The organism is Mycobacterium sp., from assembly GCF_047975165.1.
Classification (GTDB): Bacteria; Actinomycetota; Actinomycetes; order Mycobacteriales; family Mycobacteriaceae; genus Mycobacterium.
The window spans coordinates 1-21,621 of the sequence record NZ_JBKECZ010000068.1 but is presented as its reverse complement, the minus strand read 5'-3'; the positions used below and the strand labels follow the sequence as shown (position 1 = coordinate 21,621).

Genomic DNA, 21,621 nt, shown 5'->3' with positions numbered 1-21,621 from the left:
TCCCGCATTTATATGCTACGGATGGTAACACCATTTTCGGCAAGCTCGACCGAGGCAACCCGGAAAGTCCTGCAAATCACAATCGTTCGCGGCCGGTCACTCCGGAGTCTCCGCGGGACAGACGTAAAATTATTCGGTGTCGATGGGGGGCCGCGGCCTGGGCGGCGCCAATGGGTGCGATGTCCGGGCGTCGGCGACGCAACGGTAGCCGACAGGAGCGAACGAAAGGCGGCCTTCCGATGAGCACCCGGTTTCCCGACGCCGATACCGTCCGGACCGTCCTGGAACTGGCCATCAGGGCGCCGTCGATCTACAACACCCAGCCCTGGAAATGGCGAGTGGAGCCGACGAGCCTGCACCTGTATTCGGACTCGAGCATGCAACTGCCCAATGCCGACCCCGATGGCCGCGATCTGCTGGTGAGTTGCGGGGCGACCCTGCACCACTGCGTCATCGCCCTGGCGGCCATGGGCTGGCGCGCCGAGGTACGTCGTTTCCCCGACCCGTCGGACCCCGAGCACCTGGCGGCCGTCGAGGTCACCGAAGACGAGCCCGACGCTGACAGCATCACCTTGGCGGCGGCGATTCCGCGGCGCCGGACCGACCGGCGAACCTACAGCCACTGGCCGGTCGAGGCGGATGGCATCGCCGCCGTCGGCGCGGCAGGGACCCGGCCGGGGGTGATCATGCGCCAGGTCGACGCGATGGAAAAGCTGAACAAGATAGTCAAGCAGGCCGCCCGGGATCACGCGGTCAACTACGACTACCTCGTCGAGGTCACCATGTGGAGCGGGCGCTACGGATCGCGCGCCGGCGTCCCGAGCCGCAACACCCCCGAAAGCGACGCCCACGCACCGGTGCCGGGCCGCAGGTTCGCCTCCGCCGGCCTGGAGCAGCCCAAGGGCGTGTCGGCCGCCGACGATCACGCCGTGGTCCTTGCCCTCGGCACGGAGACCGACGACCGGCCGGCGGCGCTGTGTGCCGGTGAAGCGACCAGCGCGGTGCTGCTGACGGCGACGGCGATGGGCCTGGCGACCTGTCCGATCACCGAACCCCTGGAGATCCCTGCGACCCGCGATGCCATCCGCACCGAGGTGTTCGGTGCCGACGCCTTCCCGCAGATGCTGCTGCGGATCGGCTGGGCGCCGGTGAACGCCGATCCGCTGCCGCCCACCCCGCGGCGCAGCCTGGAGCGGGCGGTCCATTGGTCGGAGTGAGCCCGCGGCACAACGAAATTCATCTCAGTAGCGAACTACTGGGCACCTCGGGGGAGCCGCTGCTGCTGATCGCGGGCTTGGCGGCCGACAAGGGCTTTTGGCACGACGGTTTCTGCGCCGGGCTGGTGCGGGCCGGATTTCACGTGGCACGGTTCGACAACCGTGATTGCGGCGGGTCCACTCACTGCGACGGGGTTGCCGCGCCGTCGCGGCGGGCCGCCCGGCGCGATCCGCGGCTGGCCCCCTACCGCCTTGAGGACATGGCCGCGGATACCGCGGCCCTGCTTGACCGGCTGGGCTGGGCTTGCGTGCATGTCGTGGGGCATTCGATGGGCGCCATGATCGCCCAGCGGCTGGCGGTGGCGCACCCGGCGAGGGTGCGGTCGCTGACCTGCATCGCCAGCACCACCTCCGCCGATGTCGGCCGGCTCCGGCCGAGCACCATGCTGCGCCTGGCCCGGGCGACTCCGGGCCTGTTGAGCAGAAAACCGCCGGGCAACGCCGCGGAAGCGGGGGACTGGCTGGTCCGGCAGTCCGGCATCATCGGTTCGCCCGGCTATCCGCCCGACGAAGACTGGTTGCGCCGCCGCGGCGAAACAATGTATGCCCATGGGGGATTCGATCTTGACGCACGGGCCCGCCAGGCCGCGGCAATGATGGCGGCCGCCGATTGCCGGCCCGGTCTGGCGCAGCTGCGGGTGCCCGCCGTCGTGGTGCACGGAGCCGATGACCCGCTGATCCGCCCCTCCGGTGGCCGGGCCGTCGCCGCGGCCATTCCCGGCGCCGAGCTGGTGCTGCTGCCCGGCATGGCGCATGACCTGCCCGAACCGCTGTGGCCCCGGATCATCGAGGAGATCACGGCGGTGGCCGCCCGCGGCGGGGGTTAGCGGTCGGTCATCCGCCCGACAACATCCTCCAGCAGTTCGGGGCGGCGCAAAAACGGCGTGATGATGTCCACCGGCAGCGGGAAGACCACCGTCGAGTTCTGGTCGGCGCCCAACTCCAAAAGCGTTTGCAGATACCGCAATTGCAGTGACGCCGGGCTCTTGGACAATGTCTCGGAGGCCTGTCGCAGTTCCTCGGACGCCTGTAGTTCGCCGCGAGCGTTGATCACCTTTGCGCGGCGCTCGCGCTCGGCCTCGGCCTCACGCGCCATCGCGCGCTGCATCGACTCGGGGATCTCGACGTCCTTGATCTCCACCATCTGTACCTGCACGCCCCACGGTTCGGTCATCTTCTCGATGATCGTGCGCAGGTCGTTGTTGAGGTCCTCGCGGTGGGCGAGCAGGGTGTCCAGGTCGACACGGCCGAGCAGCGACCGCAGCGTGGTCTGCGCGACCTGCGAGGTGGCCACCGCGTAGTTCTCCACCGCCAGAATGGCTTTCAACGGTTCGAGAACCGCGAACATCACCACCGCGTTGACCCGGGCCGGTACGTTGTCGCGGGTGATGACCTCCTGCGGCGGGATGGTCAGCGTGACCAGCCGCTGGTCGACCCGGACCATCTTGTCCACCAGTGGAATCAGGAACCGCAGCCCGGGCTGGTAGAGCGGGCGGACGTGGCCCATGCGGAAGACGACTCCGCGTTCGTATTCGCGCAGCACCACCATCGAGACGAGGACAAGGAGCCCCAGTATCCCGATCCCGAGGGCGGCGACGCCCAGCAGCGCACCCGTCATTGCTCGTCCTCCGTGCGAGGTTGGTCGCCGCCCCACCGGGTGGCGTAGCGGTCGACGGCCGCGGCCACCTGGTCCTCCATCGCGGTGCGGTGCGGCAGATAATCCGGCGCATTGGCCGGGGTGTTCCACAGGTGGCGGGCCAGCGGCACCCCCAGGATCGCGATGATCGCGACGGTTCCCGTCAGCACCAGCGTGTCGGCCGGCGAATGATGGGCGACCAGTGTTGCCAACGACAGCACGATGCCGAACCCGGCCACCGCACAGGCGATCCCGCGGTGGAATCGCCCCGCCTCCGAATGCGGCCACGGATCGACCTCGCGACTGATCTCCCGGCCGTGATCGGAGGTGGTGCAGCTGGACTTCACCGGGCAACTGTTGCACACCACCGGCAGCGCCCGGTACCGCATCACCCGGTGCTTGGGGTCGAACGACGTCGGCCACATCCAGTGATCCTGCGGGCACACCCAGGCGTCATGGTCGGGGTGATAGCGGAATTGCCCGGTGCGCCACTGGGCCGCCCGCGCCGAGGCGCGCTGTGCCATCTTGTCGAAACCCCAGCCGATTGCCAGCAGCGCCAGGGAATACCCGGCTGTCAGCAGAACCGAGATGGCCGGTGCGGCCATGGCTCAGTCCTTCGACGCCGACAGGGCTCCAACCGCAGTCTCGGTGTAGAGCGGGCTCTCCGGCAGTTCGTCGACCGTCGTGCCGGACCGGAAGTTGCGCAGCGCCGTCCAGGCGATCCACACGAACGGCAGGATCCCGCCGACGATGAGGATCAGGTCCCCGGGCATCCGCAGCCATTCGAGCACCGCGTTGCCCGGCTTGGTGATGTACCCCAGCGCGCGCGCCTCGTAGTAGCCGTCGCTCACCGAGTGGTACAGCTGCATGATGCCCAGCGGCAGCAGGGTGACGAACACCATCCATGCCAGGCCGATGTTCATGCACCAGAACGATGTTCGGGCCAGCTTCTCCGGCCACTTGTCGGCCGGAATCACATAGCGGAAGGCGAACATCGCCAACCCGACGGCGAGCATGCCGTACACGCCCATCATCGCGGCGTGGCCGTGGTTGGCGGTCAGTGCGGTGCCGATCTGGAAGTAGGACACCACCGGCAGGTTGATCAGGAACCCGAAGATGCCCGCTCCCAGGAAGTTCCAGAAGCCGACCGCGACCAGGAACATCACCGCCCAGCGGTGCGGGAACGGGTTGGCGTCCCCGGACTGCTGGCGCGCACCGAGCTGCAGGAACGACCACGCCTCGACCGTCAGGAAGGTCAGCGGAATGACCTCGGCGGCGGAGAAGAACGCGCCCAGCGCCATGTGCTCCACCGGGGTGCCGGAGAAGTACAGGTGGTGCATGGTGCCGATAACGCCGCCGGCCGAATACAGGATGACGTCGAGGAAGATCACACCCAGCGCGATACGTTCCCGCACGACTCCCAGCAGCACGAACATGTAGGCCACCATGACGGTGGTGAACAGTTCGAGGAAGTCCTCGACCCACAGGTGCACCACCCAGAATCGCCAGAAGTCGGCGACGGTGAAATGGGTGTCGCTGGATGCCAGCAGCCCGACGGCGTAGAACGTCGGAATCGCCAGGCCGGAGAAGAAGAACAGCCACGGCATGTTCGTCTTCGACTCGCCCTTGAGCCTGGACTGCATTCCGCGCCAGATGATCGCGATCCAGATGAACAGGCCCGCGACCAGCAGAATCTGCCACATCCGCGGCAGGTCGATGTACTCCCACTGCTGGGAGAACAGGCTGCCTTCGGGGACGACGCCGTAGATGGACAGCGCTTCGGTGGCCATGGACCCGAACACCACGAGCGCCACCGCGCCCAGCAGGATGTAGGCCAGCAGCCCCTGCTTCTTGGGTTCCCTTCGGGTGATGAACGGGACCAGGAAGATGCCGCCGGCCAGGAATGCCGCGGCGGTCCAGAACAGGGCCAACTGCAGATGCCAGGTGCGGGCCAGGTTGTAGGGCAGTATCCGGGCCAGGTCGAGCCCGAAGAACGTCGACAGGTCGGCCCGGTAGTGCTCGGCCGCGGCGCCGAGCAGCGCCTGCGCCAGGAACAGCACCGATACCACCGCGAAGAACCAGATGGTGGCCCGCTGCGCCGACGTCAGGTTCACTTCGCCGGGCTGGCGGAAGGAGATCTTGGAACTCTCGGCGCCGTGCCAGCCGATCTTCTGGCTCCAGCGCCCGTACACGGCGAACATGATGCCGATGCCGCCCAGCAGCGCGATCAGCGACAGGGCCGACCACACGACCACCGCGGCCGTCGGGCCGTTGTCTACGCGCTGCTCGGCCGGCCAGTTGTTGGTGTAGCTGTACTTGTGGCCGGGGCGTTCGGCTGCGGCGGCCCACGCGGTCCAGGCGAAGAACGAGGTCAGCTGGCGGATCTGAGTCTTGTCGGTGATCAGCTTGGGCAGCAGTCCGTACTTGGTGGAGTCCTCGCCGAAGTAGTCGGCGTAGTGGGTCTGGATACGGCCGAATGCCGCTGCCTGCCGATTGGTGAACACCAGCGTCTTGGTGTCGGGGTTGTAGCGGTTGGTGCGGAACTCGGTGACCACGCGTTCGCGTGCGTCGGCGAAGCCCGCTGCGTTGAATTGGCCGGTCACGTCATCGGTGGCCATCCGCAGGTAGTCGGCGGTGTAGTCGGGCCCCAGGTAGGCGCCGTGGCCCAGGATCGATCCGTACTGCATCAGGCCGCGGGCCTGGTAGAGCTCCTGCCCCTTGAGGATGTCGTCCTTGGTGAACAGCACCTGCCCGGTTTCGCTGACCACCTTGTCGGGCATCGGCATCGCTGCGGTGTAGGTCCGGTAGGCCAGCACGCCCATGACGAGGAAGCCGAACACCATGACCAGGGCAACACCCTGAACCCAGCCCCTGCCCAAAAGCGGTTGTGACGAGGGCTGACTGGGATTTTTATTGGCGGGAACCTCTTGCACGGCCATTCCGGAATCTCCTGTGTGCTCTGTCGCTGTTGTGGGCTGTTGTGGGCTGCAGGGGGCGGAAGCAGCAGGCGCCTCGTGGCACATAGGCCTCGTGTCGCATAGCGCGGGGCGCCGGTCACTATCCAGTTCTGGTTTCGCTGCGTTGGCAAGTGTAGTGATGGTGGCGCGACGATTCCTAGGGACTATCGGCCCTGTCCCGGTGCGCCGCCGGCCCCCGGCCCCCGGACCCCCGGACCAGACGAGGCGCCGCCGAAGTGGACAATGGTGGTGTGCTGCCACACGCATAGGGAGCGGTGTTTTGGTAACGGTATTCCTGGTCGACGATCACGAGGTCGTGCGACGGGGGCTGATCGATTTGCTCGGTGCCGACCCCGAACTCGATATCGTCGGCGAAGCCGGTTCCGCAGCTGAGGCCCTGGCCAGAATTCCGGCGGCCAACCCCGACGTCGCCGTCCTCGACGTCCGGTTGCCCGACGGCAACGGCATCGAACTGTGCCGCGAGCTGTTGTCCGCGATGCCGGGGGTGCGGTGTTTGATCCTCACGTCGCACACCTCCGACGAGGCGATGCTCGACGCGATACTCGCCGGGGCGAGCGGCTACGTGGTCAAGGACATCAAGGGCATGGAATTGGCGCGCGCCGTCAAGGACGTCGGCGCCGGCCGGTCGTTGCTGGACAATCGGGCGGCCGCCGCCCTGATGGCCAAACTGCGGGACACCTCGGAAAAGCCGGACCCGCTGTCGGGCCTGACCGACCAGGAACGGACGCTGCTGAGCCTGCTCAGCGAGGGGCTCACCAACAGGCAGATCGCCGATCGCATGTTCCTGGCCGAGAAGACGGTGAAGAACTACGTTTCCAGGCTGCTGGCGAAGCTGGGCATGGAGCGCCGCACCCAGGCCGCGGTGTTCGCCGCGGAGCTCAAACGCGATCGGCGGTCCGGTGAGAGCCGATGACGGATTCGGCCGGCGTCGCGGCTGATCCGCCACCGCAACCGTTGCGCACGACGCTGTCCGCGCTGCGCCTGCGGGAACTGCTGATCGAGGTGCAGGAGCGAGTCGAGCAGATCGTCGAGGGCCGGGATCGCCTCGACGGATTGCTGGAGGCCATGCTCGTGGTCACCTCGGGGCTCGATCTCGACGCCACGTTGCGCACTATCGTCAACTCGGCAACCGGCCTCGTCGAAGCCCGCTACGGGGCACTGGAGGTGCACGGCCGGGACAATCAGGTGCAGCACTTCATCCACACCGGGATCGATGACGACACCGTCGCACTCATCGGTGATCTACCTGAGGGCAAAGGCGTCATCGGGCTGCTCATCGCGGAACCGAACGTGCTTAGGTTGGAAGATATTTCACAACATCCGGCGTCGGTCGGCTTCCCCGCGCACCATCCGCCGATGCGGGCCTTCCTGGGCGTTCCGGTCCGGGTCGGCGGAGAATCCTCCGGCACGCTGTACTTGACCGAGAAAGCCAATGGGCAGCCCTTCAGCGAGGACGACGAAGTACTGGTTCAGGCGCTGGCGGCGGCGGCGGGCATTGCGATCGCCAATGCGCGGCTCTACCAGCAGGCCACGGCCCGGCAGTCCTGGATCGAGGCCACCAGGGACATCGCCACCGAATTGTTGTCCGGTGCCGAGCCTGCCGCGGTGTTCCGGCTGGTGGCAGAGGAGGCGGTGAAGCTGACGGCCGCCGACGCGGCGCTGGTCGCGATACCCTTCGACGAGGAGACCCCGGCGACCGCGGTGGAGGAGCTGCTGGTGGTCAATGCCGCTGGCGATTCGGTGGATGCCATTGTGGGACAGGTTATTCCATTGGAGGATTCCGCGCTCGGCGAAGTATTCGTGACCGGAGCGCCGCGCCATCTCGAACAGTTGGAGATCGACGATCTCGATGACGTGGGCTCGGCTCTGTTGCTGCCGCTGCGCACGGCCGACACCGTGGCGGGGGTGGTCGTGGTGTTGCGACATGGGAGCCCGGGCTCGTTCGGCGACGAGCAACTGGAGAGGATGGCAGCCTTCGCCGACCAGGCCGCGCTGGCTCTGCAGCTGGCGACCTCCCAGCGCCGGGTGCGTGAGCTGGACATCCTGACCGACCGTGACCGTATTGCCCGCGACTTGCACGACCAGGTGATCCAGCGGCTGTTCGCCGTCGGCCTGTCGTTGCAGGGAACAGTGGTCCGGGTGCGTGAACCCGAAGTGCGGCAGCGGCTTTCCGAAGCGGTTGACGACCTCCAGGGGGTCATTCAGGAAATTCGCACCACCATTTTCGACTTGCACGGCACTTCGCAGGGCCCAACTCGGCTGCGTCAGCGAATAGATTCGGCTGCCGGGCAATTCGCCGGTGCGGGGCTACGAAGTACCGCGCAGTACTCCGGGCCGCTGTCGGTTGTCGACGCCGGGCTGGCCGATCACGCCGAGGCGGTTGTCCGGGAGGCAGTGAGCAACGCAGCCCGGCACGCGCAGGCCACCACGGTGACGGTGCGGGTGCGGGTCGACGACGACCTGTGCATCGAGGTGCGCGACAACGGCCGGGGTATGCCCGCGGAGTTCACCGCCAGCGGTCTGAGGAACCTGCGTCGCCGCGCCGAAGAGATGGGTGGCGAATTCGCCGTGGGGACGTTGCCTGCCGGTGGAACGCTGCTGCGCTGGTCGGCGCCGATCCTGCAGTAGCCGGGGGGCGGGGGGTACGCCGGCGGCGTCTACATCTGGGCTACGAGGCGGTCTCGTTGGGGTCGGGTTCTTCGCCGAACGCGAACCGGCGGCCGGTGATGTTGGTGGCCGTCACCCGCACATAGTTGGTCTTGCGGGTGGCCACCCACGGGTACAGTCCGGCCGCGTCGGCCTGCTGAATCTCGGCATGCGAGGTCAACAACTGTGCGCGGCCCCGGACTATCACACTCCAGCCTTCGGTGGCGGTGTGGTGGTCTGCTTCGAAGAGCACGGTGTTGCTGGCAACGGCGGTGAACAGCTTCGTGCCCTCGGCGGTACGGAACAGGATGGCCTCGCCCTGCAGTACATAGTTGATCGGGAAAATCTCGGGTTCGCCGGAGAAATTGGTTACCAGACGGCCGAGGGCCGCGGTGCCCAGGAGATCCCAGCTTTCCCGGGGCGACAAGACGGTGACGGGCTCATCGGTCATACGTACAACCTAGGTGCGGGGATCGGTCTCGTTTTGGTCAGGGCGGAGCAGTTGAGTTCATCCTGCACCCAGGGCGCAGTCCACTGGCACTTTTGCGCCGTGGGCGCAGAGTCAGTGCCGCTGCCCAGCCCCCTGCGTGTTCACTCTGCACCCAGGGTGCAGTCCTCTCGCGCTTTTGCGCCGTGGGCGCAGGGTCAGTGCCACCCTGTGTGGCAGCCGAGCCCGAGCCCGGGCCCGGGCCCGGGCCCGGGCCGGGGAGGCCCGCGCCGCCCGGGCCTACCCGGACCAAGCCGAAGATCCCGGGGCCGCCTGACCTGCGGAGTTGGCCAGAGCATGAGAATCTGGCCAATCCCGCCCGAAATTGTCCCGACCCGGGCAATACTGGCCACCGGGGAGTATCGCGGTGCGATGGTTCGGAACATTCAGGAGGAGTTGAGTTCAATGTCATTTGTCAGCGTGGCGATGGATGCTGCCCAGGGGGCCGCCGAAGCACTTGAGGGGATCGGCTCGCAATTCAGCGCCGCCACCGGGTCCGCGGCGGTTCCGACCGTCGAGATCGCGACCGCGGCCCAAGACGAAGTGTCCGAAGCGGTCGCACAACTCTTCGGCGACTTCGGCGGCGAGTTCCAGCAGGTGAGCGCCCAAGCCCGGGCATTCCACGACCGCTTCGTCGAAACGCTGGGTGCGGGCATCGGGCGCTACGCGGCTACGGAAGCAGCCGCCGCGGAAGCCGTCGCCCAGTCGCTGCTCGAGATTCCACCGACACCCGGGCAGCCGGTCACTTATCCGGTCGTCGACTACCCGACGCCGTTGGGCCCCATCCTGATGACGCTGTACGGGCAGTCGAACCTGGTCCCGCCCGGGACGGTCACCTTCACCTCGGGAAATCTGCAGATGCCCCCGGCCCTTGCCCTTACCTACGACACCCTCAGCCCCGTCATCAACGTCGGCCTGGCGGTCCAGCACGGCGGAACGGCGTTCGTCGACGCCGTCGAAGCCGGGAACGTGCTGGGCGCGGCCACCGCGCTGGTGCAGACGCCGCTCGACGCCGTTGCCGGTTTTTTCGTCGGCGGACAGTACATCACCGGCTCGGAATCGGTGCCCGCCTACTCCGGCTACACCGGTGTGGACTACCAGATCCCCGTCGGCGGCCTGCTGTCTCCCGTCGAGCCGGTCACGCTGACGATGCACGAAACCACCGGCGCCACCACCGTGATCCCGTTGAGCGGTACGCGATTCGGCGGCCCCTTCACCGGTCTCGCCGACGAGGTCATCCGCCTGTTCAGCGGTCTATGACCCGACGGAGCCCGGGCGCCGCCGCTTAAACTGCCGGTATGCGTTCGTGGTGGGGCTGGGGCATCCTCGACCAGGCCCTGACCGATTCGGAGACCGGCGAATTGACCGCTCGGGTGGCGGCGATGCTGCCGGGCCACGATCTCACCGACCACCCGCCGCCGGACCCGGCGCAACTCTCGCTGGCAGACCCGCGGGTCAGCCCCCCGGCATCGCTGGCCGCGCTGTGCTCGGCCGACGTCGCCGACCGGGCCGGCCACGCGCGCGGCAAGGCGTTCCGCGACGTCGCTCGCAACCTGCAGCGCGACATCGGCAACGTCCCCGATCTGATCGTGCGGCCACGCGGCGACCGGGACGTGATTGACGTGCTGGATTGGTGTGGACGCGAATCGATTCCGGTGATCCCCTACGGCGGCGGCAGCTCGGTGGTGGGCGGTGTGGAACCCCGCTTCGACGGACCGGCCATCAGCATGGACCTCGGCGCGATGGATGCGGTGCTCGACGTGGACCGGGTGAGCCGGGCCGCGCGCATCCAGGCCGGCGCGCTGGGGCCGCGGATCGAGGACCAGCTCCGCGAGCATGACCTGACGCTGCGCCACTTCCCGCAGTCGTTCGCGTTCTCCAGCCTCGGCGGCTGGCTGGCCACCCGCGCCGGCGGCCACTTCGCCACGCTCTACACCCACATCGATGACCTGACCGAGTCGGTGCGCGTGATCACCCCGGCCGGCATCAGCGAGTCGAGGCGCCTGCCGGGGTCGGGTGCGGGCCCGTCGCCTGACCGGCTGTTCCTGGGCTCCGAGGGCACCCTCGGGGTGATCACCCAGGCATGGATGCGGCTGCAGGACCGGCCGCGCTGGCAGGTGACGGCCTCGGTGGCGTTCGACGACTGGGCGCACGCGGTCACCGCGACCCGTTCGATCGCGCAGGCCGGGCTGTACCCGGCCAACTGCCGCCTGCTCGACTCCGCCGAGGCGTTCCTCAACGCCGGCACACCGGTTTCCGGGGGACTGCTGGTGCTCGCCTTTGAATCGGCCGATCATCCGATAGACCCGTGGCTGGACCGGGCGGTGGAGATCGCCGCGCAGTACGGCGGCACCGTCATCGCCCGGCGCAGCCGCGACTCGGGTTGCGGCCAGCAGGCCACCGGGCACGACAACGTCGACGCGTCGGGGAACTGGCGTTCGGCGTTCCTGCGGATGCCGTATCAGCGGGACGCGCTGGCGCGGCGCAGTGTCATCGCCGAGACATTCGAAACCTCCTGCACCTGGGATGGATTCGACGCCTTGCACGCCGCGGTCACCGAGGCGGCCCGGTCGGTGATCGCCGGCGTCTGCGGCGCCGGCGTGGTCACCTGCCGGTTCACCCACGTCTACCCCGACGGCCCTGCGCCGTACTACGGCATCTACGCCGGCGGCCGGTGGGGATCCCTGCACACCCAGTGGGATGAGATGAAAGCGGCTGTGTCGGAGGCGATCAGCGCCGCCGGCGGCACCATCACCCACCATCACGCCGTCGGCCGCGACCACCGCCGGTGGTATGACCGGCAGCGTCCCGACCCGTTCGCGGCGGCGCTGCGGTCAGTCAAGCACACCCTGGACCCGGCCGGAATCCTCAACCCCGGAGTGCTTTTCGAACCGTGATCAGCGGTGCCCGACGTCCAGCAGCCGGGCCACGCTGGGCAGCTTGACCCGCGGCCGGCCGTGCGGTTCGCCGGCGGCCCGCTCGTAGGCGTCGATGGCCTCCCAATGCGCCGAGGTGACCACCGCCGGTTGGCGTTCGGTCAGCCAGGCCGACAATGTGGCGGCGCGGTCGTCGGGGCCATCCGCACGGCCGGCGGCGGCCAGGTCGGCCAGCAGGGTGTCGACGGTGTCCTGGGAGTCGGACTTGTTGGTGCCGATCACCCCGGTCGGGCCGCGTTTGATCCAGCCGACGACGTATTCGTTGCGGCTGCCGTCGATCCGGCCGCCATTGTGCGGGATGGTGCCGCGCTGGTCGTCGAACGGCAGCCCGGGCGTCGGCACACCGCGGTAGCCGACCGAGCGGACGACGAGCTGCACCGGTAGTTCCTCGCGGTCGCCGGTGTCGCGGGCCGACACCCGGCCGGTGTCGTCGACGGCGAGTTCGTTGCGGCCCAGCACGATCCGCTGCACCCTGCCGTCGCCGGAGATGTCGACCGGGGAGGTCAGGAACCGGAACACGATTCGCCGATGGCCCGGCCGCGGCTCGCGCTGGGCATAGCCGCGCAGCACCTTGATGTTCTGCTTGGTCGTCTTGCCGGCGGCTTCGGCCTCCTCGTCGGTGACGGCGTCGATCTGGGCGGGGTCGACGATCACGTCGACGCCTTCCAGCTCGCCCAGCTCGCGCAGCTCCAGCGTGGTGAACGCCGTCTGCAGCGGGCCGCGCCGGCCGATGATCACCACCTCCTCGACGGCGCGGGACCGCAGCGGCTCCAGCGCGTGGTCGGCGATGTCGGTGAGCGCCAGCACTTCGGGGTCGGTGACCAGGATGCGGGCCACATCGATGGCGACGTTGCCGTTGCCGACCACCAGCGCTCGGGCGCCGGAAAGATCGGGAGCCTTGTCCTCGAAGTGCGGGTGCGCGTTGTACCAGCCGACGAAGTCGACGGCGGACATGCTGCCGGGCAGGTCCTCACCCGGGATGCCCAGCGGCTTGTCCGACTGCGCGCCGACCGCGTAGACCACCGCGTCGTAGCGTTCGGCGAGTTCGGCGGCCGTCACGTGTTCGCTCACCACCACGTTGCCGAAGAACCGGAACCGCGGGTCGGCGGCGGTCTTCTCGAATGGCCGGCTGATCGACTTGATCTTGGGGTGATCCGGCGCCACACCGGAGCGCACCAGCCCCCACGGGGTCGGCAGCATTTCCAGCATGTCGACGGCCACCTCGAGGTCGTCGGTTGCGTCGGCGGCTTTGAGCAGCGACGCGGCGGCGAAGAAGCCCGACGGTCCGGAGCCGACGACGGCGACGTGATGGCGCATGGTGAATCCTTTTCCTGCTGGTGCCCGCGGTGGTCTCCCGATGCTAAACGGTGCTGCCGGTAACGTGGTCGGCTGTGGAACCCGACCGTCAAGCAGATATCGCCGCCCTGGACTCCACGCTGACCACGGTGGAGCGGGTGCTCGACGTCGAGGGTCTCAAAGTCCGCATCGAAAAGCTGGAGAAGGACGCCTCCGACCCTAACCTGTGGGACGACCAGGCCCGCGCGCAAAAGGTGACCAGCGAGTTGTCGCACACCCAGGGCGAGCTGCGCCGGGTGCAGGACCTGCGCCAGCGCCTCGACGACCTGCCGGTGCTCTACGAGCTGGCCGCCGAGGAGCAGGGTGCGGCGGCCGACGACGCGCTGGCTGAGGCTGACGCCGAACTCAAGGCGCTGCGCTCCGAAATCGAGGCCACCGAGGTGCGGACCCTGCTGTCCGGGGACTACGACGAACGTGAGGCGCTGGTCAACATCCGCTCGGGTGCGGGCGGGGTCGACGCCGCGGACTGGGCCGAGATGTTGATGCGGATGTACATCCGCTGGGCCGAGCAGCATAAATATCCCGTCGAGGTGTTCGACACCTCCTACGCCGAAGAGGCCGGCATCAAGAGCGCCACCTTCACCGTGCGCGCACCGTTCGCCTACGGCACCCTGTCGGTCGAGCAGGGCACCCACCGCCTGGTGCGGATCAGCCCGTTCGACAACCAGAGCCGGCGCCAGACGTCGTTCGCCGAGGTGGAGGTGCTGCCGGTGGTGGAGACCACCGACCACATCGACATCCCCGAGGGGGATCTGCGCGTCGACGTCTACCGGTCCAGCGGGCCCGGCGGCCAGTCGGTCAACACCACCGACTCGGCGGTGCGGCTCACCCATATCCCGACCGGAATCGTCGTCACCTGCCAGAACGAGAAATCGCAGCTGCAGAACAAGGTTTCGGCGTTGCGGGTGCTGCAGGCAAAACTGTTGGAACGCAAGCGTTCCGAGGAACGTGCGGAGCTGGATGCGCTCAAGGGCGACGGTGGCAGCTCCTGGGGGAACCAGATGCGGTCCTACGTCCTGCACCCGTATCAGATGGTCAAGGACCTGCGCACCGAATACGAGGTGGGCAACCCGGCGGCGGTGCTGGACGGCGATATCGACGGGTTCCTGGAGGCGGGTATCCGGTGGCGGCACCGGCGGGATGACGAGTAGCGCGCCCGGCCCGTCCGGGGCTGCCGTCGACTTCTTGGCGAGGGCATCCTGGCCGCAGCTTTGGCACGATTTCTGGGCCGGTCAGCTGGGGGAATGGATCCTCACCCGCGGGCTGCGCATCGCACTGGTGCTCATCGGCGCGGTGCTGGCCGCCCGGTTCGTCACCTGGGTGGCCCAGCGGGTGTCCCACAAACTCGACCTGGGCTTCGCCGAGAGCGATGCGCTGGTGCGTTCGGAGGCGACCAAACACGGTCAGGCGGTGGCCTCGGTGATCTCCTGGGTGTCGATAGTGCTGATCGGCATCGTCGTCATCATGCAGATCGGTGAGATCCTGGAGTTCAAGGTCGGCGGGCTGATCGCACCGGCCACGGTGCTGGGCGCGGCGCTCGGGTTCGGCGCCCAGCAGCTGGTCAAGGATCTGCTCGCGGGTTTTTTCGTCATCGTCGAACGCCAGTACGGCTTCGGCGACCTGGTGCGGCTCACCATCGCCGGTTCCAGCACCGATGCCGCCGGCACCGTCGAGAACGTGAACCTGCGGGTCACCCGGTTGCGATCGAGCGACGGTGAAGTGTTCACCATCCCCAACGGGCAGATCGTCAAGTCGGTCAACCTGTCCAAGGACTGGGCGCGCGCGGTGGTCGACATCCCAGTGTCCACTAGCGCCGACCTCAACCGCGTCAACGAGGTCCTGCACCAGGAGTGCGAGCATGCCCGCGACAACCCGGCGCTGGAAGATCTGCTGCTGGACCCGCCGACCGTGATGGGGGTGGAGAGCATCGAACTCGACACCGTCACCGTGCGACTGGTGGCCCGCACCCTGCCCGGCAAACAGTTCGAAGCGGGCCGGGAGTTGCGGGCGCTGGTGATCCGGGCGCTCGCGCGGGCGGGCATCATGACGGCGGCGGAGGCGACCGTCGCCCCCGTCGACGACGCGGCCGTCCGCGGCCCGGATTCGGCCGCGACGGACACGACCACGGGACCGGTGACACACCGATGAGATTCGGACCGGCGGTCACCCGCGATCGGGGCGACGACGAGCGGCAGAGGGCGCCGCGGCGCCTGTTCGGCGGCCGTATCCGCACGTCAACGGTGGTGCTCATGGTGGCGTTCTGCGCGGTGTGGTGGGCCTACGAGACCTACTCGCCGGGCCAGGCCGCGCGCACCAGCCCGCCCGCGCAGGTTGTGCCCCCCGGTTTCGTCCCCGACCCGAACTACACCTGGGTGCCACGCACCCAGGTGTGGCAACCTAGCACGGTCCCGACGACACCGACGACACCGACGACGCCGACGACGCCGACGACGCCGACCGGGCCGTCGGATTCGTCGGCAACGACGTCGCCGGTCCCGTGCGATCTGTCGCCCGAGCTCTGTCCGTCCACGACGGCACCTGCCGCGCCGACCACCGGGGCCGCCGGGACTACGGCGACCACGGCGACCACGGCGACCACCCAGCCGTCGTCGCCGAGGCCGGCACCGGGGTCGAACGCGCCCGCCCGCTGAATACCGCGTCGCGCCGAAACGCCCCGCTAGACTGGCGTGCCGTGATGGTCAGCCTGCAACATGTCACCAAGCGATATAGGTCGTCGGCCCGCCCGGCGCTGGACGACATCAACCTCAAGATCGACAAGGGCGAGTTCGTCTTCCTCATCGGCCCCTCCGGCTCGGGGAAGTCGACGTTCATGCGGTTGTTGCTGGCGGCCGAGTCACCGACGTCCGGCGACATCCGGGTGTCGAAGTTCCATGTCAACAAGCTGCGCGGGCGCACCGTGCCCAAGCTGCGGCAGGTGATCGGGTGTGTCTTCCAGGACTTCCGGTTGCTGGAGCAGAAGACCGTCTACGACAACGTCGCGTTCGCGCTGGAGGTCATCGGCAGCCGCGCCGAGACCATCAACCGGGTGGTGCCCGACGTGCTCGAAACCGTCGGGCTGGCCGGCAAGGCCGGCCGGTTGCCGCACGAGCTGTCCGGCGGCGAGCAGCAGCGGGTGGCGATAGCCCGCGCCTATGTGAACCGGCCGCTGGTCCTGCTGGCCGACGAGCCGACCGGCAACCTCGACCCAGACACCAGTAAGGACATCATGGATCTGTTGGAGCGGATCAACCGCAGCGGCACCACGGTGCTGATGGCCACCCACGACCACCACATCGTGGACGCGATGCGCCAGCGGGTGGTCGAGTTGTCGCTGGGCAGGCTGGTTCGCGACGAACAGCGCGGCATCTACGGAATGGACCGGTAAGTGCGCTTCGGATTCCTGTTCAGCGAGGTCGTGACCGGGCTTCGCCGCAATGTCACCATGACGGTCGCGATGATCCTGACGACGGCGATCTCCATCGGGCTGTTCGGCGGGGGGCTGCTGGTGGTGCGGCTCGCCGACAATTCCCGGGCCATCTACCTCGATCGGGTCGAGACGCAGGTGTTCCTCAACGACGACGTCTCGGCCAACGATCCGGCCTGCACCGGCGCCCCCTGCACCGAGCTGCGGGAGGTCATCGAGAAGCGCCAGGACGTCAAATCGGTGCGGTTCCTCAACCGCGAACAGGCCTACGACGACGCCATCCGCAAATTCCCGCAGTACAAGGACGTCGCGGGCAAGGACTCGTTCCCCGCCTCGTTCATCGTCAAGCTCAGCGACCCCGAGCAGCACAAGGACTTCGACACCGCGATCGGGGGCCAGCCCGGTGTGCTGTCGGTGCTCAACCAGAAGGAGCTGATCGACCGGCTGTTCGCGGTGCTCGACGGGCTGAGCAAGGCGGCGTTCGCGGTGGCGCTGGTGCAGGCCGTCGGCGCCGTCCTGCTGATAGCCAACATGGTGCAGGTCGCCGCCTACACCAGGCGCACCGAGATCGGCATCATGCGGCTGGTCGGCGCCAGCCGCTGGTACACCCAGTTGCCGTTCCTGGTGGAGGCGACACTGGCGGCGACGGTCGGTGTGGCCATCGCCGTCGCCGGGTTGATTCTGGTGCGGGCGCTGTTCCTGGAGAACGCGCTCAACCAGTTCTATCAGGCCAATCTGATCGCCCGGGTCGACTACGCCGACATCCTCTACATCTCCCCGATCCTGCTGTTCCTGGGAGTGGCCATGGCGGGGCTGACGGCGTACGCGACGCTGCGCATCTACATCCGGCGTTAGTCGTGTCCAACAAGTCCGGCGGTGCGAAGTCGGCTGACAAGCGCGCCGGCCGCAAGCTGATCGCCAGCAATCGTAAAGCCCGGCACAACTATTCGATCCTCGACGTGTTCGAGGCCGGGCTGGCGCTACAGGGCACCGAGGTGAAAAGCCTGCGGGAGGGGCACGCGTCGTTGGTCGATGCGTTCGCCACCATCGACGACGGCGAGGTTTGGCTGCGCAATGTGCACATCCCGGAGTACCGACACGGCAGCTGGACCAACCACGAACCGCGGCGCAACCGCAAGCTGCTGCTGCACCGCCGCCAGATCGACCAGCTGATCGGCAAGATCCGCGAGGGCAACTATGCGCTGGTGCCGCTGTCGCTGTATTTCACCGACGGCAAGGTGAAGGTCGAGCTGGCGCTGGGGCGCGGCAAACAGGCGCACGACAAGCGCCAGGACCTCGCCCGGCGCGACGCGCAACGGGAAGTGGCCCGGGAACTGGGTCGCAGGCAAAAGGGCATGTGAACGCGCGGTGACAGCGCCGCCTAGCATCGTGTTGTGACCACACCGCAGCGTCCGATCATCGAACTCGACAAGTCGGCGGTGCTGTCCGGGCTGTTCGCCGTGTGGGACGACATCGCCGCCCTGCTCGCCGGGGTGGGCGAGGACGATTGGCAGGCGCCGTCTGCGCTACCGGGGTGGGACGTCAAGGCGGTGCTGTCGCACATCGTCGGGACCGAGGCTTTCCTGCGGGGAGTCAACCCTCCGGCCCCGGACGTCGACGTCAAGGCGTTGGAGCATGTGCGCAACGACATCGGCGTGATGAACGAGTGCTGGGTGCGTCACCTGAGCGGCGAGCCGGGCGCGGACGTGCTGGCCAGGTTCGCCGAGGTCACCGGGGCCCGGCGTGCCGCGCTGGAGGCCATGTCCGCCGACGACTGGAACGCGGTGACGGCAACTCCGGCCGGTATGGACAGTTACGGGCGGTTCATGCGGATCCGGGTGTTCGACTGCTGGATGCACGAGCAGGACATCCGGGTGGGGTTGAGACGCCCGTCGCCGGAGGAACAGCTGGACGGGCCGGCGGCGCGGCTCTCGCTGGACGAGATGGCCTCTGGCATGGGGTTCGTCGTCGGCAAGCTGGGTGGGGCGCCGCAGGGGTCACGGGTGCTGATCGACTTGACCGGGCCGTTGGCGCGGCAGATCCGGGTGCGGGTGGACGGCCGCGCGCAGGTGGTCGAGGACTTTGGCGGCCAGGAGCCGACGGCGATGGTCCGGACGGACGCCCTGCAGTTCACCAGGCTCGCCGGGGGCCGGCCGCTGTGCCCGGCGCGCAGCCCGGAGGTTGAACTCGGCGGGGATAGGGACGTCGCCGACCGGATCGTGGCGGGGCTGAACTACGTGATCTGACGGTGGTCATCTGATCTGGCTGTGCGGTTTGACGGGGGCGAGGCGTATCATTGGTGGGCCTGCCGGTGATCGGTGGGGGTGCGAGGGGCTGAACGGTTTCGACTTCGCGCATCGAATCAAGGGAAGCGTGCCGGTGCAGGCAAGAGACCACCGTAAGCGTCGTTGCAACCATATAAGCGCCGAGTCACATCAGCGCGACTACGCTCTCGCTGCCTAAGCGACAGCTGGTCTGTCGGACCGGGAACGCCCTCGCCCCGGACCCCGGCATCAGCTAGAGGGATCCACCGGTGGGTTCGGACGCGGGGCTCACCGGGACATCAACAGCGACTGGGATCGTCATCCCGGCTGGTCCGTGTGACCGGGAGATCCGAGTAGAGGCACAGCGGACTGCGCACGGAGAAGTCTTGAGGGAATGCCGTAGGACCCGGGTTCGATTCCCGGCAGCTCCACCAATCGGGTCGGGTGAGGTCGCTTTCGTCCTCGACCTCGATTTTTCATTGGTGACTGGCGTCGGTGGTCGTCTTTGTGCATTGATCACACTTCGCCTCATTTGCTCCGATTGAGCTGGCTTTGCGCGGGCGAACAGTGGTGCAGAATCCAGGTGTCCAACTTGCCAACAGTCTGAAAGTTCCGCGGTATGCTTGACCGCCGGTAGCATGTTCACACTGGCCGCGCCGGGCAGGGTATTCCATCCCCGGTTGGACAGTGGCCCATTGCTTACAAAAAAGGATTCAGCTCATGTCGTTTGTAGTTGTTTCTTCTGGTGTGTTGTCGGCTGCTGCGGCGCAGGTTGCCGGTATCGGCGCGGCTCTGGATGAGGTGAATGCTGCGGCGGCGTCGGTGACGACATCGTTGGCGGGTGCCGGGGCGGATGAGGTGTCGGCGGCGGTGGCGGCGGTGTTCGGCGAGTTCGGGGTGGCCTATCAGGGTGTGGCCGCGCAGGTGGCGGGGTTTCAGCAGTCGTTTGTGTCGTCGTTGGCGGGTGCGGGGTCGTTGTATTCCGGTGCGGAGGCGTTGTCGGCGGAGAGCCTGGTGGATCAGATTTTCGCGCCGATCAACGACCCGTTCGTGACGTTCACCGGGCGGCCGTTGATCGGTGACGGCGCGGATGGGACCGCGGGAAGTGTCAATGGCGGTGCCGGGGGCTGGCTGTATGGCAACGGCGGTGCGGGGTATTCCCAGACCGAAGCCGGGGTCGCCGGTGGTGCCGGTGGTGCGGCGAGCCTGTGGGGCCGTGGGGGTGCCGGGGGTGCCGGGGGTGCGGGTGCGGCCGGTGGTGCGGGCGGGAATGCGGGTTGGCTGTATGGCGAGGGGGGTGCCGGGGGCGCCGGGGGTGTCGGTGGTGCGGCCGGGGCCGGTGGGAATGCGTGGCTGTTCGGCCGGGGCGGTGCCGGGGGCGCCGGCGGGGCCGATGTCGATGGTGCCGGTGGCGCAGCGGGCGGCACCGGCGGCACTGGCGGGAACGGGGGCTTGCTGTACGGGCTCGGTGGTGACGGGGGTGCCGGAGGCGTGGGCGGGGTCAACGGGGCGACAGGTGTGGCGGGGCAGGCGAACACCACCGGCATCGACGAATTCGGCAACGGCGCTGGTGCGGGTCAAACCGGCGGCAACGGCGGCAACGGCGGTTCCGGGGAGGGCGGTCGCGGCGGCAACGGCGGCGCGGGTGGCCTGTTGTTCAGCCAGGGCGGCAACGGGGGCGCCGGCGGCAGCGGCGGCGGCAACGGCGGGGCCGGCGGTGTTGGCGGGGCCGGATGGGACAACACCTCGGGCGCCACCGTCGACGGTGGGGTCGGCCAGGGAGGCAAGGGCGGTGACGGCGGCAACGGCGGCGAGGGCGGTACTGGTACCGCGGGGGCCGGCGGGGCGGCCGGGCGCAGCGGCTGGTTCGCGGCGCAGGCCGCCGCGGGCGCCGACGGTGTTGGTGGCACCGGTGTTGTGGGCAACGGCGGCACCGGGGGTGCCGGCGGCGACGGTTTCAACGCCACCGGGAGCGATACCGGCGGCAACGGCGGTAACGGCGGTAACGGCGGTGAAGGCGGTCCGGGCGGCGCTGACACCGCCGGCGCGGGCGGCACCGGTGGTCGCGGCGGTGACGCCGGTGACGGTGGCCCCAGCGCCGGCAAAGGTGGCATCGGCGGTACCGGCGGCAACGGCGGCAACGTAGGTACTGGTGGGGACAACATCCACGGCGCACGCGGCGGTGACGGCGGCACCGGTGGCAACGCCGGTGACGGCACCACGCAGTCAACTCTGATTGCCGGCAAAGGCGGTGACGGCGGCAACGGTGGCGACAGTGGTAACCATGCTCCCGGCGGCGCCGGCGGCAACGGCGGCACCGGCGGCACTGCGGGCGCGGCTGGGGGTAGCGGAAACGCACAGGGCGGTGTGGGCGGCACCGGCGGTACCGGCGGCGGTTCGGGTACCGGAGGCACCGGCTCCGGCTCCGGTGGTGTGGGCGGGACCGGCGGCACCGGGGGCGCCGACGGCGGCGGAGGCCGCAGCTCCGGCGGCACCGGCGGTGCCGGTGGTGAAGGCGGTGCCGCTACCGGTGTCGGTGGCACCGGCGGTAATGGCGGAACAGGCGGCGCCGGTCCCATGGCGACCAATTTGGGGACTGGCGCGAATCCCACGCTGC

General features: G+C 68.5%; 18 protein-coding genes, 1 other RNA gene and 2 pseudogenes. 16 read left to right on the top strand and 5 right to left on the bottom strand.

What is annotated here, in order from left to right:
* The first annotated feature begins 239 nt into the window (after window positions 1–239).
* Together ACK5M9_RS07675 and ACK5M9_RS07670 are read left to right on the top strand one after the other, a co-directional pair.
* Window positions 240–1,217 carry an Acg family FMN-binding oxidoreductase gene (locus ACK5M9_RS07675; RefSeq protein WP_416892578.1) on the top strand — a complete coding sequence of 326 codons (978 nt, stop codon included), beginning with the start codon at window positions 240–242 and terminating at the stop codon, window positions 1,215–1,217.
* Window positions 1,214–2,104, top strand: coding sequence for an alpha/beta fold hydrolase (locus tag ACK5M9_RS07670; RefSeq protein WP_416892577.1), 891 nt, complete (start codon window positions 1,214–1,216; stop codon window positions 2,102–2,104). Before ACK5M9_RS07675 ends, ACK5M9_RS07670 begins: the two co-directional genes overlap by 4 nt.
* Here ACK5M9_RS07670 and ACK5M9_RS07665 read toward each other — a convergent pair.
* From ACK5M9_RS07665 to ACK5M9_RS07655, 3 genes are read right to left on the bottom strand one after another with little or no spacing between them, the layout of a single operon-like run.
* Window positions 2,101–2,895, bottom strand: a complete 795-nt coding sequence (locus ACK5M9_RS07665) for a slipin family protein (RefSeq protein WP_416892576.1) — start codon at window positions 2,893–2,895, stop codon at window positions 2,101–2,103. The genes ACK5M9_RS07670 and ACK5M9_RS07665 overlap by 4 nt on opposite strands.
* On the bottom strand, window positions 2,892–3,518 hold the full coding sequence (locus ACK5M9_RS07660; protein ID WP_416892575.1) for a hypothetical protein: 627 nt from the start codon (window positions 3,516–3,518) through the stop codon (window positions 2,892–2,894). Before ACK5M9_RS07660 ends, ACK5M9_RS07665 begins: the two co-directional genes overlap by 4 nt.
* Window positions 3,519–3,521: 3 nt before the next feature.
* A complete protein-coding gene (locus ACK5M9_RS07655; protein WP_416892574.1) occupies window positions 3,522–5,852 on the bottom strand; it encodes a nitric-oxide reductase large subunit in 2,331 nt (776 codons plus the stop codon).
* A 298-nt stretch (window positions 5,853–6,150) separates the two neighbouring features.
* On the opposite strand from ACK5M9_RS07655, the gene dosR reads away from it, so the two are divergent.
* Window positions 6,151–6,804: a hypoxia response regulator transcription factor DosR/DevR gene (dosR, locus tag ACK5M9_RS07650; protein WP_416892573.1), complete on the top strand. Its 654-nt coding sequence runs from the start codon at window positions 6,151–6,153 to the stop codon at window positions 6,802–6,804.
* Window positions 6,801–8,519, top strand: coding sequence for a GAF domain-containing sensor histidine kinase (locus tag ACK5M9_RS07645; protein WP_416892572.1), 1,719 nt, complete (start codon window positions 6,801–6,803; stop codon window positions 8,517–8,519). The genes dosR and ACK5M9_RS07645 overlap by 4 nt, the downstream gene beginning before the upstream one ends.
* Before the next feature lie 40 nt (window positions 8,520–8,559).
* Here the strand turns inward: ACK5M9_RS07645 and ACK5M9_RS07640 are convergent, their stop codons facing one another.
* Window positions 8,560–8,988 (bottom strand): pyridoxamine 5'-phosphate oxidase family protein, encoded by a 429-nt coding sequence (locus ACK5M9_RS07640; protein ID WP_416892571.1) that lies wholly within the window; start codon window positions 8,986–8,988, stop codon window positions 8,560–8,562.
* A gap of 441 nt (window positions 8,989–9,429) precedes the next feature.
* Here ACK5M9_RS07640 and ACK5M9_RS07635 point away from each other — a divergent pair, with 441 nt between their 5' ends.
* Both ACK5M9_RS07635 and ACK5M9_RS07630 read left to right on the top strand, forming a co-directional pair.
* On the top strand, window positions 9,430–10,284 hold the full coding sequence (locus ACK5M9_RS07635) for a PE family protein (RefSeq protein ID WP_416892570.1): 855 nt from the start codon (window positions 9,430–9,432) through the stop codon (window positions 10,282–10,284).
* Window positions 10,285–10,322: 38 nt separating this feature from the next.
* Window positions 10,323–11,921: an FAD-binding oxidoreductase gene (locus ACK5M9_RS07630; protein WP_416892569.1), complete on the top strand. Its 1,599-nt coding sequence runs from the start codon at window positions 10,323–10,325 to the stop codon at window positions 11,919–11,921.
* Here ACK5M9_RS07630 and ACK5M9_RS07625 read toward each other — a convergent pair whose 3' ends face one another.
* Window positions 11,922–13,277: an FAD-dependent oxidoreductase gene (locus tag ACK5M9_RS07625; protein ID WP_416892568.1), complete on the bottom strand. Its 1,356-nt coding sequence runs from the start codon at window positions 13,275–13,277 to the stop codon at window positions 11,922–11,924. It abuts the gene before it with no gap.
* A 74-nt stretch (window positions 13,278–13,351) separates the two neighbouring features.
* Between ACK5M9_RS07625 and prfB the strand changes: the two genes are divergently transcribed.
* The 10 genes and pseudogenes from prfB to ACK5M9_RS07575 form a co-directional block, all read left to right on the top strand.
* On the top strand, window positions 13,352–14,467 hold the full coding sequence (gene prfB, locus ACK5M9_RS07620; protein WP_416892567.1) for a peptide chain release factor 2: 1,116 nt from the start codon (window positions 13,352–13,354) through the stop codon (window positions 14,465–14,467).
* The gene (locus ACK5M9_RS07615) at window positions 14,457–15,464 is read left to right on the top strand and encodes a mechanosensitive ion channel family protein (RefSeq protein ID WP_416892566.1); all 1,008 of its coding nucleotides are present in this window, start codon (window positions 14,457–14,459) and stop codon (window positions 15,462–15,464) included. The genes prfB and ACK5M9_RS07615 overlap by 11 nt, the downstream gene beginning before the upstream one ends.
* On the top strand, window positions 15,461–15,967 hold the full coding sequence (locus ACK5M9_RS07610) for a hypothetical protein (RefSeq protein ID WP_416892565.1): 507 nt from the start codon (window positions 15,461–15,463) through the stop codon (window positions 15,965–15,967). The genes ACK5M9_RS07615 and ACK5M9_RS07610 overlap by 4 nt, the downstream gene beginning before the upstream one ends.
* A gap of 44 nt (window positions 15,968–16,011) precedes the next feature.
* Window positions 16,012–16,701: a cell division ATP-binding protein FtsE gene (gene ftsE / locus ACK5M9_RS07605; protein WP_416892584.1), complete on the top strand. Its 690-nt coding sequence runs from the start codon at window positions 16,012–16,014 to the stop codon at window positions 16,699–16,701.
* A complete protein-coding gene (gene ftsX / locus ACK5M9_RS07600; protein WP_416892564.1) occupies window positions 16,702–17,595 on the top strand; it encodes a permease-like cell division protein FtsX in 894 nt (297 codons plus the stop codon).
* A 2-nt stretch (window positions 17,596–17,597) separates the two neighbouring features.
* Entirely contained in the window at window positions 17,598–18,101 is a 504-nt protein-coding gene (gene smpB, locus ACK5M9_RS07595) for an SsrA-binding protein SmpB (RefSeq protein ID WP_416892563.1), read from the top strand.
* Between the two features lie 33 nt (window positions 18,102–18,134).
* On the top strand, window positions 18,135–18,986 hold the full coding sequence (locus tag ACK5M9_RS07590) for a maleylpyruvate isomerase family mycothiol-dependent enzyme (RefSeq protein WP_416892562.1): 852 nt from the start codon (window positions 18,135–18,137) through the stop codon (window positions 18,984–18,986).
* Window positions 18,987–19,070: 84 nt separating this feature from the next.
* Window positions 19,071–19,438, top strand: a transfer-messenger RNA (tmRNA) gene (gene ssrA, locus ACK5M9_RS07585).
* A 286-nt stretch (window positions 19,439–19,724) separates the two neighbouring features.
* Window positions 19,725–20,228, top strand: a pseudogene (locus ACK5M9_RS07580) (PE family protein); the annotation flags it as partial.
* A gap of 372 nt (window positions 20,229–20,600) precedes the next feature.
* A pseudogene (locus ACK5M9_RS07575) lies at window positions 20,601–20,738 on the top strand (hypothetical protein); the annotation flags it as partial.
* Window positions 20,739–21,621: the final 883 nt, after the last annotated feature.

Coding starts and splice junctions, on each gene's coding strand:
- ACK5M9_RS07675 (WP_416892578.1), top strand. CDS start 240: ATGAGCACCCGGTTTCCCGACGCCGATACCGTCCGGACCGTCCTGGAA.
- ACK5M9_RS07665 (WP_416892576.1), bottom strand. CDS start 2,895: ATGACGGGTGCGCTGCTGGGCGTCGCCGCCCTCGGGATCGGGATACTG.
- ACK5M9_RS07660 (WP_416892575.1), bottom strand. CDS start 3,518: ATGGCCGCACCGGCCATCTCGGTTCTGCTGACAGCCGGGTATTCCCTG.
- ACK5M9_RS07655 (WP_416892574.1), bottom strand. CDS start 5,852: ATGGCCGTGCAAGAGGTTCCCGCCAATAAAAATCCCAGTCAGCCCTCG.
- ACK5M9_RS07645 (WP_416892572.1), top strand. CDS start 6,801: ATGACGGATTCGGCCGGCGTCGCGGCTGATCCGCCACCGCAACCGTTG.
- ACK5M9_RS07640 (WP_416892571.1), bottom strand. CDS start 8,988: ATGACCGATGAGCCCGTCACCGTCTTGTCGCCCCGGGAAAGCTGGGAT.
- ACK5M9_RS07635 (WP_416892570.1), top strand. CDS start 9,430: ATGTCATTTGTCAGCGTGGCGATGGATGCTGCCCAGGGGGCCGCCGAA.
- ACK5M9_RS07630 (WP_416892569.1), top strand. CDS start 10,323: ATGCGTTCGTGGTGGGGCTGGGGCATCCTCGACCAGGCCCTGACCGAT.
- ACK5M9_RS07625 (WP_416892568.1), bottom strand. CDS start 13,277: ATGCGCCATCACGTCGCCGTCGTCGGCTCCGGACCGTCGGGCTTCTTC.
- ACK5M9_RS07615 (WP_416892566.1), top strand. CDS start 14,457: ATGACGAGTAGCGCGCCCGGCCCGTCCGGGGCTGCCGTCGACTTCTTG.
- ACK5M9_RS07610 (WP_416892565.1), top strand. CDS start 15,461: ATGAGATTCGGACCGGCGGTCACCCGCGATCGGGGCGACGACGAGCGG.
- ftsE (WP_416892584.1), top strand. CDS start 16,012: ATGGTCAGCCTGCAACATGTCACCAAGCGATATAGGTCGTCGGCCCGC.